The sequence below is a fragment of the Paraburkholderia bannensis genome (assembly GCF_014200455.1).
Lineage (GTDB): Bacteria > Pseudomonadota > Gammaproteobacteria > Burkholderiales > Burkholderiaceae > Paraburkholderia > Paraburkholderia bannensis_A.
The window spans coordinates 86,924-99,640 of record NZ_JACHBW010000010.1 but is presented as its reverse complement, the minus strand read 5'-3'; the positions used below and the strand labels follow the sequence as shown (position 1 = coordinate 99,640).

Here is a 12,717-nt window from a genome sequence, read left to right as displayed (position 1 = left end):
CGTAGAGGTACAATAACGCCCATGTCAGATCCCCGCTTCGTCCATCTCCGCGTCCACTCCGAATTCTCGATTGCCGACGGCATCGTGCGCCTCGACGACCTCGTCAAGGCTGCGGCCAAAGACGGTCAGGGCGCGCTCGCGCTCACCGACCTCGGCAACGCATTCGGCCTCGTTCGTTTTTATTCGGAAGCCCGTGGCAAAGGGGTCAAACCCATTGCCGGCTGCGACGTCTGGATCATGAATCCGGACGACCGCGACAAGCCTTCGCGCCTGCTTTTGCTCGTGAAGGACAAGACCGGTTACCTGAATCTGTGCGAACTGCTGTCCAAAGCCTGGCTCACGAATCAACATCGCGGGCGCGCGGAAGTCGATGTCGCGTGGCTCGAAAGCGGCCTGGGCGAAGGTCTGCTGGCGCTCTCGGGCGCGCAGCAGGGCGACGTGGGTCTCGCACTCGCTGCGGGCAATGTCGAAAGCGCGAAGCGTCACGCGCAGCGCTGGGCCGGGCTGTTCCCGAACGGCTACTACATCGAACTGCAGCGCTGCGGCCAGCCCGGCGGCGAGCAATACGTCGAGCAGGCCGTCGCGCTTGCCGCGGATCTGCAACTGCCGGTGGTCGCGACGCACCCGATGCAGTTCATGACCGCCGAGGAATACACCGCGCACGAAGCCCGCGTGTGTATTTCGGAAGGCGACATCCTCGCCAATCCGCGCCGTCAGAAGCGCTTCACGATCGATCAGCGTTTTCACACCCAGGAAGAAATGGCCGCGCTGTTCGCGGACATTCCCTCGGCGATCGCCAACACCATCGAAATCGCCAAGCGCTGCAATCTGACGCTCGAACTCGGCAAGCCCAAGTTGCCGCTGTTCCCGACGCCCGACGGCATGTCGCTCGACGATTACCTCGTGCAACTGTCGCGCGAAGGGCTGGAAAAGCGCCTCGTGCAGCTTTATCCGGGCGAAGCGGAACGCGAAAACGAACGCGCGCGCTACAACGAACGGCTGGATTTCGAGTGCGGAACCATCATCAAGATGGGCTTCCCGGGCTACTTCCTGATCGTTGCCGACTTCATCAACTGGGCCAAGAACAACGGCGTGCCGGTAGGGCCGGGCCGGGGTTCGGGCGCGGGCTCGCTGGTGGCGTACGCGCTGGGCATTACCGATCTGGATCCGCTGCGCTACAACCTGCTGTTCGAGCGTTTCCTGAATCCGGAACGCGTCTCGATGCCCGACTTCGACATCGACTTCTGCCAGCACGGCCGCGACCGCGTGATTCAGTACGTGAAGGAGAAATACGGCGCCGATGCGGTCTCGCAGATCGCCACCTTCGGCACCATGGCGGCGAAGGCGGCGGTGCGCGACATCGGCCGCGTGCTGGACCTCGGCTACAACTTCACCGACGGCGTGGCCAAGCTGATTCCGTTCAAGCCGGGCAAGCACGTCACCATCGCCGACGCGATGAAGGAAGAGCCGCTGCTGCAGGAGCGCTACGACAACGAAGACGAAGTGCACCAGCTGCTCGACCTCGCGCAGCTGGTGGAAGGTCTCACGCGTAACGTCGGCATGCACGCGGGCGGCGTGCTGATCGCGCCGGGCAAGCTCACGGACTTCTGCCCGCTCTACACCCAGGGCGACGAAAGCGGCGTGGTGAGCCAGTACGACAAGGACGACGTGGAGGCCGTCGGCCTCGTGAAGTTCGACTTTCTGGGTCTGACCACGCTGACGATCCTCGACTGGGCCGAGCGCTATATCCGCATGCTCGACCCGTCGAAGAAAGACTGGTCGCTCGCGGAAGTGCCGCTCGACGATGCACCGTCGTTCCAGATCCTCAAGAAAGCGAATACGGTCGCCGTGTTCCAGCTGGAAAGCCGCGGCATGCAGGGCATGCTGAAGGACGCACAACCTGACCGCTTCGAGGACATCATCGCGCTGGTGGCGCTGTATCGTCCGGGCCCGATGGATCTGATCCCCAGCTTCTGCGCGCGTAAGCACGGCCGCGAAGTGGTGGAGTATCCGGATCCGCGCGTCGAACCTGTTCTGAAAGAGACCTACGGCATCATGGTCTATCAGGAGCAGGTGATGCAGATGGCGCAGATCATCGGCGGCTACTCGCTGGGCGGCGCGGACTTGCTGCGTCGTGCGATGGGTAAAAAGAAGCCCGAGGAAATGGCCAAGCACCGCGAGATTTTCGCGGAAGGCGCGGCGAAGAACGGCCTCACGCGCGAGAAAGCCGACGAAACCTTCGACTTGATGGAAAAGTTCGCGGGCTACGGCTTCAACAAGTCGCACGCGGCCGCGTATGCCTTGCTCGCGTATCACACGGCATGGCTCAAGGCGCACCATCCGGCCGAATTCATGGCGGCGAATATGTCGCTCGCCATGGACGACACCGACAAGGTCAAGATCCTTTTCGAAGACTGCGCGACCAACAACCTCAAGGTGTTGCCGCCGGACGTCAACGCGTCGGCGTATCGCTTCGAGCCGGTCGCCGATCAACACGTGGCCGAGGGCAAGCGCTCGCGCACCATCCGCTACGGTCTGGGCGCGATCAAGGGCAGCGGCCAGAACGCCATCGAAGAAATCCTGCGCGCGCGCAAGGAAGGCGGCCTCTTCAAGGATCTATTCGACTTCTGCGAGCGCATCGACCGTCGTCTGGTCAATCGCCGCACGATCGAAGCGATGATCCGCGCGGGCGCGTTCGACACGATACATGCCAATCGCGCGCAGCTGATCGCCTCCGTGCCGATGGCGATGGAAGCCGCCGATCAGGCCAGCGCCAACGCCATGCAGGCAGGTCTGTTCGATATGGGCGACGCGCCGCTGGCGGCGCACGAACTGGTCGACGAACCGGCGTGGGACGAAAAGCGCAAGCTCCAGGAAGAGAAGGGCGCGCTCGGCTTCTATCTGTCAGGCCACCTGTTCGATGCGTACAAGGACGAAGTGCGCCGCTTCGTGCGCCAGAAGATCGGCGAACTGAAGGAAGGCCGCGACAAGCTGGTGGCGGGCGTGATCGCCTCGCTGCGCACGCAGATGACGCAGCGCGGCAAGATGCTGATCGCGCTGCTCGACGACGGCACCGGCCAGTGCGAGGTGACGGTGTTCAACGAGCAGTACGAGGCACACAAGGCGCTCTTCAAGGAAGACGAGCTGCTGGTCGTGCAAGGCGGCGCGCGCAACGATGCGTTCACGGGCGGCATCCGTTTCACGGTGGATACCGTGATGGATCTGGAGCGCGCGCGCAGCCGCTATGCGCAGGCCGTGAAGGTGCAGATGAACGGTAATGCCGATGCGCTGGCGCTGCGTTCGGTGCTCGAAGCGCATCGCGCCAAACCCGACGATTCGCTGCCCGCGCCGGTGGTCGAGACGCGTGGACGAGGCGGGCGCGATGGCGGCGGTGGCGGATATGGCGGCGGCCGTGGCCGCGAGCGCGAACAGGTGGTGATCCCGAACGGCCTCGCGGTGCAGATCGTCTATCGCAACGAGCGCGCGCAAGGCGAGGTGCGTCTGGGCGACGCCTGGCGCGTCAAGCCCAGCGACGAACTGCTGGCCGCACTGCGCGGCGAGTTCGCCGGTAGCTCGATCGAGATCGTTTATTGATCCGGGGACGCGCTGCGGCGGTTGAGCAGCGCGAGCTTGAGGAAGCGGTAGTACACCGTTTCCGCGTTGAACACCGCAATCATGAAGCCCGCGCGACCGTCGAGGAAGCCCGCGCGCAGCACGTAGGTGCGCACGAAGGCCCAGGCGCCGCGCGCCACCGCCTTGCCGAAGCTGCCGCGCTTGCCGGCCGCGGCGCGTTGCTCGGCGCCCGCGCTCGAATAGGCGTCGAGCTTGCGCAGCACGCCGTCGAAATCCTCGTAAGAGTAGTGCAGCAGCTTGCCTTCGAGACGTTGGGCGCTCGCGCTGAACACCAGTCGTTCGTGCACCAGATCGTCCGAGAAGCGCGCCGCGCCGCGCCGGAACAGACGCGGGATCCAGTCGGGATACCAGCCGCTGTGGCGGATCCACGCGCCGCAGAAGCTCGACAAACGATCGACCGCATACACGTCCGTTTGCGGCGCCGCGATGGCCGCGCACATGGAAGCGGCGAGTTCGGGCGAGACGATTTCGTCGGCGTCGATGGACAGAATCCAGTCGGTGGCAAGGGCGTCGAGCGCGCGGTTCTTCTGCGGGCCGAAGCCCGGCCAGTCGGTCTGCTCGATGACGCGCGCGCCGTGAGCGCGGGCGATCTGCGCGGTGCCGTCGGTGCTGCCGCCGTCGATCACGACGATGTCGTCGGCGAACGACAGCGCGTCGAGGCATTGAGCGAGCCGCAACGCGGCGTTTTTCGTGATGATGGCGACGCCGAGCGTGGTCTGTGTCATGCAGCGGTGAAAGAGTCGAGGTGCGCGCAAAGGCGCGCGCGCCGGCAGGCAGTATACACACCGCGCATACCTGCGCGCGGCCTTCTCGCAGGTATGCCGGGCGCTCCCGCCAACCGTATACAATGCGTACCGCGCTGACGCGGCGTCTTCCCGACGCTGCCGCGCCCCGTTTTCAGAACACGCTTTCCAGAGGATTCCTTGAGCGAGCAGCCCCGACAATCTACCCTCAGCAAGCCGATCGGCGAAGGTGAGGCCTCGAACCCCGGCTCCGTAGGCCGTCGGCTGTGGCCGTATCTGAAGCCGCTCATCTGGGTGGCGATCGGCGCCGTCGCGACGCTGGCAATCGTCGCCGCGACCGAGGCCGGTATCCCCGCGTTGCTCAAGCCGCTGCTCGACCACGGCTTCGGCACCAAGGGCAGCCCGAGCGCGACCTGGATCGTGCCGGTCGCCGTGATCGGCCTTTCGCTGGTGCGCGGCCTTGCACAATACGCGTCCGGCTATCTGCTCCAGTACGTGTCGAACAAGATCCTGCTTGAACTGCGCCTCAAGATGTTCGAGCGCATGATTCACGCGAGCGTCGGATTCTTCCAGCGCGAGACGGCGAGCACGGTCATCAACGCCATCGTGTTCGAGGTCAATCAGATCCTGAACGTGCTGATGTCGGTGCTGGTCACGGCGGTGCGCGACTCGCTCACGGTGGTCTTTCTGCTCGGCTACCTGTTCATTCTCAACTGGCGTCTCACGCTGATCGTGGCCGTGCTGCTGCCGCTGATCGGCTGGCTCGTCAGCAAGATCAACCGTCGCCTGCGTCGCCTGAACCGCGATTACCAACTGCTCACCAACGACCTGTCGTACATCGTCGAAGAGACGGTGGGGGGCTACAAGGTGGTCAAGGTGCACAACGGCGAGCAGTACGAGATCGACCGCTTCACCGAACTCAGCAAGCGCCTGCGCGGCTACCAGATGCGCATGACGGTCTCCGGCGGCCTGGCCCAGCCGATCACGCAGTTCCTCGCCTCGATCGCGCTCGCGGTGGTGGTGACGATCGCCGTGGTGCAGGCTTCGCACGACCAGACCACGGTGGGCGGCTTCGTCTCTTTCGTGACCGCGATGCTGCTGGTGATCTCGCCGCTCAAGCACCTGATCGACGTGAACCAGCCGCTGCAACGCGGCATGACCGCCGCCGAACTGATTTTCGGCCTGATCGACGAGCCCGCCGAACCCGAAGGCGGCGGCAAGCCGCTCCAGCACGCGCGCGGCGAAATCGAGTTCCGTAATGTCTCGTTTGCCTATGGGCCGGAAGGGCGCCCGATCCTCGAAAGCGTGCATTTCACTGCCGCGCCGGGCGAGATGATAGCGCTGGCGGGCCCCTCGGGCAGCGGCAAGACCACGCTGGTGAACCTGCTGCCGCGCTTTTTCGATCCGAGCGGCGGCCAGATTCTTGTCGATGGCGTGTCGGTCGCCGACTACAACGTGCATGCACTGCGCAGCCAGATCGCGATGGTGAGCCAGGACGTCACGCTGTTCAACGACACGGTCGCGAACAACGTGGCCTACGGCGAAACCGCCGATCTGGAGCGCGTCGAACGCGCGCTGCGCGCCGCCAATCTGTGGGACACGATCGCGGCGCTGCCCGAAGGCGTCAACACGCTGGTCGGCGACAACGGCATGAAGCTCTCGGGCGGCCAGCGCCAGCGTCTGGCGATCGCGCGCGCGATCTACAAAGACGCGCCGATCCTGATCCTGGACGAAGCGACCTCGGCGCTGGATTCGGAATCGGAGCGTCACGTGCAGGCCGCGCTGGAAACGCTGATGAAGGGCCGCACCACGCTCGTGATCGCCCACCGTCTGTCGACCATCGAGCGCGCGGACCGCATCCTCGTGATGGAAGCCGGTCGCATCGTCGAGCGCGGTTCGCACCAGCAACTGCTCGAACAGCGCGGTCTCTACGCGCATCTGCACCAGATCCAGTTCCAGCAGAGCGCGGCTTAAGCTCAGCGCTCAGCGGCTCTCAAGGCCGCTGCAGCTGGACAAACGGCCCATCGCGTCAGACGCGATGGGCCGTTTTTTTATTGGCTTGATTTGAGGCTGGAGAAGCAGCGGCGGATCAGTTGCCGGCCGCGATCTCGCGCCGGCGCGACACGATGGTTGCGAGGAAGGTCGCGGTGAGCAGCGAGATCAGCACCATCACCTGGATCGGCACCAGCACGTCGATCGTGAGGCCGAACAGGATCGTGCTGAACGAAACGGCGAGGCCGCTGCACGCTGCCGTGCGGATCACGGCATCGGTGTCGCGGCGTGCGCGCCAGAAGTACACGGAGGTGCCGAAGTAGATCGTCAGCAGGCTCAGCGCGCCGATCGCGCCCATTTCGGCGATGGCCGAGAAGAAGTCGCTGTGCGCGCGCTCGTTGACGATGGCCTGGGCAGCTTCGCCGTGGCTCGCGAGATCGCCGAGCGCCGCTTCCAGATGGCCCTTGCCGACGCCATAGACCGGATGGCGCTCGAACAGGCGGATCGACGCGCTCCAGAGTTGCAGGCGCAGGCCCGTGGAGGTGTCCTTGTCGCCGTGCTGCATGAGCGCGACGTCGGAGCTGACATCGGCGAGACGGTGCTGGATGCGCTCGGTCGACAGCAGCGCGCCCGCGGCCACCGCTACCAGCACCAACGCCACGACGACGCGTTTCCAGTGCGTGAACCAGCCATATTGCACGCCCAGCACGAACATGAACACGGGGATCGCGATCCAGCCGCCCCGCGTACCCGAGAGGTAGGAGACGAAACCGCCCGCGAGCAGTGCGGCGAGCTTCACGACGAGCGCGAGCGGACGCGCCTTGCGGTCCCAGCCGAACGTAAAGACGGCGAGGAAGGCGAACAGCAGGGCCGTATCGCCGAACGGGATGGCGTTTGTGTAGTAGTTGTTCAGGCGTTCCGCATCGCTCCAGCCGCCCACGGGACGATCGACGAACACCCATGCGCTGGCCGCGAGCGCGCCGAATGCGCAGCCCCAGCCGATAGCCGTGAGATTGCGCGAAGGCACGCGACTGAGCAGCAGGAAAACCGGCAGGGCGAGCGTGAAGCGCGACAGCGCGTCGAATTGATGGGGCGCCCAATAGCCCATCAGGAGCTGCTGCACGACGACCACGGCGAGCGGCACGAGCATGGCGGCCGTGTACCAGCGATACTCGCGCCATGGCGCGAAGTAACCCGGCTCACGCCGGCAGGCGTACAGGCCCCAGAGCGCGAATGCCAGCAGCAGGAAAAAGCAATAGCCCGTGCCGCCGCGCCAGACCAGATTGGTAGCCGGGCCGAGGATCAGCAGCAGGGAGACGATTGGAGCCAGGCGGCGAGGGAGGGTGGTTGTTTCGTGATTCATGGCGGCCGGCGCAAATCGGACGGGCAGTCAGTTTTCAGGTCGATGTGGCCGGTGGCGCGTTGCCGACGCCGGGCGGCCAGGGATGGACGCTCTTGTGCCCAAAGTCATGCTCAAAGCCGGTCGATTATACCGGACGGCCTTTTGCCCACGCGCTTGCGGCCTGGGCGGCGCGCGGGGCCGGGCATTACGGTGGCTTTCCTTCGGCGATGCCTGGATGTGGGGCTATATAATCGGGCCCACGCGATTTATGCAAAAAATTCACATGTCGGACGGTTCATGAAGGTTGGTATTTCCGCAAACGCGCTCAAGCATAGCGGCGGCCTCGAACGGTATGCGATGGACCTCGTCCAGGGGCTGGCTGCGCGGCGCTTGCGGCCTGCGTTTTTCGCACGCAAGTTCGACCCGTCTCTGGCCGAATATGCGCTGGTCGAGCCGCATCGCATCAACGTGTCGCTGCTGCCGGGCAAATGGCGCGATGGCTGGTTCTCGCGGCGGCTGACCACGCTGCGCCGCCGCGCTGGTGTGGATGTGCTGATCGGCTGCAATCGGGTCGATACGTCGGAGATCGCAATCTGCGGCGGTACGCACCGCGGTTTTCTGCGCGCGACGGGGCGTCCTGCGCGCGGCTCGGACCGACGCCAGATCGAACTCGAAAGCCGGCAATATGCGCGATCGCGCGTGATCGTCGCGCATTCTGCGCTCATGCGCGAAGAACTTCTCGAACTCTACGGCGTGGACGACGCGAAGATCCGTGTGCTTTGCCCGCCGGTCGACGGTACGCGCTTTTCGCCCGTCGACGACGCGGCGCGCGCTGCGCTGCGCCGGCAATATGGCTTTGGCGAACACGAAACCGTGCTGCTGTTCCCGTCGAGCAGCCACGAGCGCAAAGGCTTGCCGTTGATCCAGTCGGTGGTGGACGCGATCGACGCGCCCGTGGTCGTGGCGGTGGCGGGGCGAGCGCCGGAGCGCACCAGCGAACGCGTGCGCTACATCGGCTACGTGAAGGATCTGGAGAACGTCTACCGCGCAGCGGATTACACGATTCTCGCCTCGAAGTACGAGCCGTTTGGCCTTGTCGGCATCGAATCGGTCATGTGCGGCACGCCGGTGATCTTTTCGTCGAATATCGGCTGCTGTGACGCCATCGCCGACGATGCCAAATACGTGTTCCGTCCCGATGACGCCGCCGATCTGCGCCGTGTGCTGGACGCGGCGCTTGCCGCGCGTGGCCAGCGCATTGCCGGGCTTGCCGGGATTGCCGGAATCACGGGTTCGAGACTGCACCCGGCCATTCGCTACGACATCAGTGTGACGGCCCACGTCGACGCGCTGCTCGGCCTCGCGGCGGACATCCTTTCGTCTCGCTAATTGCCTGCCGCGCCCGCTTCCTGCGGGCGCAACTACATCGGACCCTGCGCAATCGCCCGCCCCGTGGGCTTTCCCGCGATCCTTCCACCAGATGGAAAAGTCTTGTTTGGATTTAGGGGTTAACCCTAGGGATCGGGAAGTCTACGATGTGTACATCGGTCGCATGCACATACCGTCGCACGTCGACCGCTCAGTCCAAACTGGAGGTCGCATCATGAAGTCCCTGATTCAAGCCGTTGCCGTTGCCGCTGCCCTTATCGTTCCGGTTGCTTCGTTCGCCCAGCAGGCACCCGTCACCCGCGCCTCGGTGCGCGCCGAACTGGTTCAACTTGAGCAAGTCGGTTACCACGTTGGCGATGGCGACCAGGCTCACTACCCGGAAGCGATTCAGGCCGCCGAAGCCAAGGTTGCCGCGCGTAACGGCAACAGCGCCTACGGCGGTGTCGCGAATGCGTCGGAATCGGGTGTGCGCGGCGCCACGGTGTCGCAGCAAGACTGGAACGCGATGTACACGCGCTAAGCGCATCGCAGTCTCGCAGTCTGATAGTGCGTGCGCGTATCGCTGGAGGGCGACGCGGCGCGAGTGGCAGGCGGGTAGCGATGCGGTGTGAAGACACTGGCTCAGCGCGCTATCCACCTGAGAACACTTTGCAAGATACCTCCACCATCGGTCACTCCGATGGTTTCGCCCGGGCACGGAATGGGTGTCCGGGCGCTTTTTCGTGAAGGCCGCCGGGCGTGATTGCTGGCGGCCTTCGTGCATTTGAGGGGCGTTATCGGCTGGAGAAGTCGCTGGTCTGAACGGTGCTTTCCAGTTGCGCGAGCAGTGAACGCGCTTCTTCGACGCAATCCGCCGACATCGGATGGAACGTGAAGTGCGGCGCGCGGGCGAGCGCCTCGAAGTGCTTGCGCGTGCTGCGCGCATAGGCCGGATCGTAGTGCTGCATCACGAGCGCCTCGGACAACTCGGCACGGCGGTCCTCATCGAGCAACTGGCACCATGCCGCGATTCGCTCGCGCCCATGCAGCGGCGTGAGCTTGTGCAACTGCTCGCGAAAGTATTCGCGCTCGTTGAGCAGATGGCCGTACTCCTCCAGCAGCAGCGCGACACGTTCGTCGCGCGCCACATCGACGACAACGCACGGCGCGCCGTGCAGGCCTTCGACCAGCGCAATCGGCAAGGTGATCGCGCCGATGCGGCGGCTCTCGGCTTCGACGAAAACCGGCCGCGTGGTATCGAAACCGTGCAGCACCTGCACGAGCGAGGTATCGAACGCCTTCTGCGGCGGCTGCGCACGCGAGGGCAGCGCACCGAGCAGCGAGCCGCGATGCGCGGCGAGCGCCTCCAGATCGAGCGTTTGCGCGCCGGCGCGGGCCAGTGCCTGCAGCAGACGCGTCTTGCCGCTGCCCGTCGGCCCGGTGAGCACGATGAAGCGGAACTGCGCGGGCAGCGTGTGCAGCGCTTCGAGCACGCTATGGCGGTACGACTTGTAGCCACCTTCGAGTTGACGCGCGCGCCAGCCGATCATGTTGAACATGGCCGTCATCGACCCGGAGCGCTTGCCGCCGCGCCAGCAGTAGATGAGCGGGCGCCAGTTGAGCGGCCGCCCGGCGAAGGTGGTGTCCAGGTGCATCGCGATATTGCGCGCGGCGATGGCCGCGCCCACGCGCGTCGCGTCGAACGGAGACTGCTTGTAGAGCGTGCCGACAAGCACACGCTCTTCGTTGCTCAGCACGGGGGCGTTGATGGCGCCGGGGATGTGATCCTCCGCGTATTCGAGCGGCGTGCGCACGTCGACGACTTCGTCGAATTCGCCGAGCTGGGACAGGGTGACGCGCTGGTGATTCAACTGCGGTGCTCCGGTGAGGCGGATGATGCTTTGTGCGCTGCATCAGGATGCCCGTTAGTGGGCATTGGCGTAGATACGGGATGATACACACTGGCTGGCCGCAGGCGTTGCGGGAGCAAGGCCGGGCGTTGCAAAAGCTGGCGGTTCACTGCACGTGAAAACCGCTCCGCACCTGAACAAAACTGAACATTCCGCCAGGCGCGAATGAGGCGCTTTTGCTGTTCCCAACTGGTGCCGTGACAGCAGCCCGGCGTGGACGCATCCCGCAAACCTTCACCGGCCGATGCGTTCGGCATCAAGTCAACTGGCCTCCCGCTTATCGCAAGGTGCGGCACGAGGGCGCGTGCTAGATATACGCGCCTCAGATTGATGCGGAGGCGAGATGTCGTTACCCGAATGGGGATATTCATACAACGCGCTGCGCGTACCGCTCACGAGCGACTGGCAATGCTCGCGTGTGCCTGCCCGCGACGTAGGAGAGCCCACCTCATGGTGGAGCTTGTCTTACGATGAACGTCAGCAGAGGCGAAAGGACCGCGAAAAGCAAATCGAACACGATCGGCGGGACTTCGACCGGCTGTTCCGCGTTTCCACCAGCCGCCGCGCTGCGCGGGCCTGTGGCGATTTCAGTGCCTGCACTGCATTTATCCGCGAATATCTACTTATCTCGGGATTGTCCGCGCCCGTTGATGGGAACGGTGTGACGCGCATCCTTCGCGACGCGGTGCGCGATGGCTCGATCATCCCGGCAATTGACCGGGCTTGGCGCGGGAGTCGGCGAGTCAGCAGGTTCTACGCGCCGCAAAGCTGGCCAAAGCGGGCGCCGGACCCGAAGCCCACTGTCTACGGTGTGCGCGACGCCCAGTTCATCCGCTCGACGCTTATGGCCGCTTTATCGACAACACGCCATACGTCCCGCTCAAAGATCGGGTTGCTGCTGCTGCGGCTGCTGCGGCTAGCAGCGCCGCCGGGGCTGGCGGCGGGCTTGATTGGTCAGGCGCGGTCGAAACAGCGGCGGCTCGGGTTCTGGGTGGCGCTGCCGCGTTGGGTGATGATGCAGCATTCGACGGTGATTTCGCGAGCGGCGTGGGGGAGGATTCAACGCCGCTTGATGATGTGCAGGCATTTGACTATCAGCGGGATATGCCGGATGGCGACGTCGATGAACTCGCTGGGATGCCCTTCAACGGTGAGCCGGGGACGTGGATCTCAAGTATGCCGTGGACGATGCCGCAAATGCGCCAGTACGGGCCGAACGGCACGCCGCTAACCGATTTCGACTTTGAGGCGCATCACGGGAACCCCAATCCGCACGCGCATAACGGGGATGGCTATAACCGCGACGAGGGCGCGCCGGTCTCCCTGCTTCCTTGGTAGATCAACATGACAGACGAACTATTGAAGGCGTGGGGCTACTTCCACGATTGGTCTCTGGATAGCGTAACCGTCGGAGCGAATGCCGAGCCACGTACGCTAACGCTCGGCCTGTACATCGGTGAGAGGCGCGTCGCCCTGACCTTCAGGGGCGTGACCTGTGTTTCGGTCAAGCAATTTGGCTTACTGAACATCGTCTACGGGATTCATGTTGTAGGGCCCGGTGACACGAAGCACGCGCGAGCCAGTGCTGTGCTTGAGACCGGCGAGCGGCTCACGCACAGGCGAGCCGCGCTGCTCGTTTTCGTCTATTCGACACTTGGCGCGGAACTCGCCATTGAATGCGATTCGCTGGAGGTTCGCGAGACCGAAAGTGGGCCGGTTCTTTGAGAGT

The 12,717-nt window shown here is 64.5% G+C and carries 9 protein-coding genes; 6 read left to right on the top strand and 3 right to left on the bottom strand.

The features are described 5' to 3' along the window. Positions 1–12 precede the first annotated feature (12 nt). Positions 13–3,594, top strand: a complete 3,582-nt coding sequence (gene dnaE / locus F4827_RS17865; protein WP_183725823.1) for a DNA polymerase III subunit alpha — start codon at positions 13–15, stop codon at positions 3,592–3,594. On the opposite strand, the gene F4827_RS17860 is transcribed toward dnaE, so the two are convergent. Further along, the gene (locus tag F4827_RS17860) at positions 3,588–4,358 is read right to left on the bottom strand and encodes a glycosyltransferase family 2 protein (RefSeq protein ID WP_183725475.1); all 771 of its coding nucleotides are present in this window, start codon (positions 4,356–4,358) and stop codon (positions 3,588–3,590) included. The two genes, dnaE and F4827_RS17860, sit on opposite strands and share 7 nt — an antisense overlap. Before the next feature lie 237 nt (positions 4,359–4,595). On the opposite strand from F4827_RS17860, the gene msbA reads away from it, so the two are divergent. Next, positions 4,596–6,350 carry a lipid A export permease/ATP-binding protein MsbA gene (msbA, locus tag F4827_RS17855; protein WP_409258811.1) on the top strand — a complete coding sequence of 585 codons (1,755 nt, stop codon included), beginning with the start codon at positions 4,596–4,598 and terminating at the stop codon, positions 6,348–6,350. Between the two features lie 115 nt (positions 6,351–6,465). Here msbA and F4827_RS17850 read toward each other — a convergent pair whose 3' ends face one another. Next, complete coding sequence (locus tag F4827_RS17850; RefSeq protein ID WP_183725470.1) at positions 6,466–7,731, bottom strand: O-antigen ligase; 1,266 nt, start codon at positions 7,729–7,731, stop codon at positions 6,466–6,468. Between the two features lie 276 nt (positions 7,732–8,007). On the opposite strand from F4827_RS17850, the gene F4827_RS17845 reads away from it, so the two are divergent. Together F4827_RS17845 and F4827_RS17840 are read left to right on the top strand one after the other, a co-directional pair. Further along, positions 8,008–9,099: a glycosyltransferase family 4 protein gene (locus F4827_RS17845; protein ID WP_183725468.1), complete on the top strand. Its 1,092-nt coding sequence runs from the start codon at positions 8,008–8,010 to the stop codon at positions 9,097–9,099. 214 nt (positions 9,100–9,313) lie between these two features. Next, positions 9,314–9,619, top strand: coding sequence for a DUF4148 domain-containing protein (locus F4827_RS17840; RefSeq protein ID WP_183725466.1), 306 nt, complete (start codon positions 9,314–9,316; stop codon positions 9,617–9,619). Positions 9,620–9,872: 253 nt separating this feature from the next. On the opposite strand, the gene mnmH is transcribed toward F4827_RS17840, so the two are convergent. Further along, positions 9,873–10,949, bottom strand: a complete 1,077-nt coding sequence (mnmH, locus tag F4827_RS17835; RefSeq protein ID WP_183725464.1) for a tRNA 2-selenouridine(34) synthase MnmH — start codon at positions 10,947–10,949, stop codon at positions 9,873–9,875. A gap of 382 nt (positions 10,950–11,331) precedes the next feature. Between mnmH and F4827_RS17830 the strand changes: the two genes are divergently transcribed. Together F4827_RS17830 and F4827_RS17825 are read left to right on the top strand one after the other, a co-directional pair. Then, a complete protein-coding gene (locus tag F4827_RS17830; protein WP_183725463.1) occupies positions 11,332–12,219 on the top strand; it encodes a hypothetical protein in 888 nt (295 codons plus the stop codon). Between the two features lie 113 nt (positions 12,220–12,332). After that, the gene (locus F4827_RS17825) at positions 12,333–12,713 is read left to right on the top strand and encodes a hypothetical protein (RefSeq protein WP_260175274.1); all 381 of its coding nucleotides are present in this window, start codon (positions 12,333–12,335) and stop codon (positions 12,711–12,713) included. The last annotated feature ends 4 nt before the right edge of the window (positions 12,714–12,717 follow it).

Bases quoted from the DNA above. Each gene is read 5' to 3' on its own strand.
- F4827_RS17860 (WP_183725475.1), bottom strand. From the start codon at position 4,358: ATGACACAGACCACGCTCGGCGTCGCCATCATCACGAAAAACGCCGCG.
- F4827_RS17850 (WP_183725470.1), bottom strand. From the start codon at position 7,731: ATGAATCACGAAACAACCACCCTCCCTCGCCGCCTGGCTCCAATCGTC.
- F4827_RS17845 (WP_183725468.1), top strand. From the start codon at position 8,008: ATGAAGGTTGGTATTTCCGCAAACGCGCTCAAGCATAGCGGCGGCCTC.
- F4827_RS17840 (WP_183725466.1), top strand. From the start codon at position 9,314: ATGAAGTCCCTGATTCAAGCCGTTGCCGTTGCCGCTGCCCTTATCGTT.
- F4827_RS17830 (WP_183725463.1), top strand. From the start codon at position 11,332: ATGTCGTTACCCGAATGGGGATATTCATACAACGCGCTGCGCGTACCG.
- F4827_RS17825 (WP_260175274.1), top strand. From the start codon at position 12,333: ATGACAGACGAACTATTGAAGGCGTGGGGCTACTTCCACGATTGGTCT.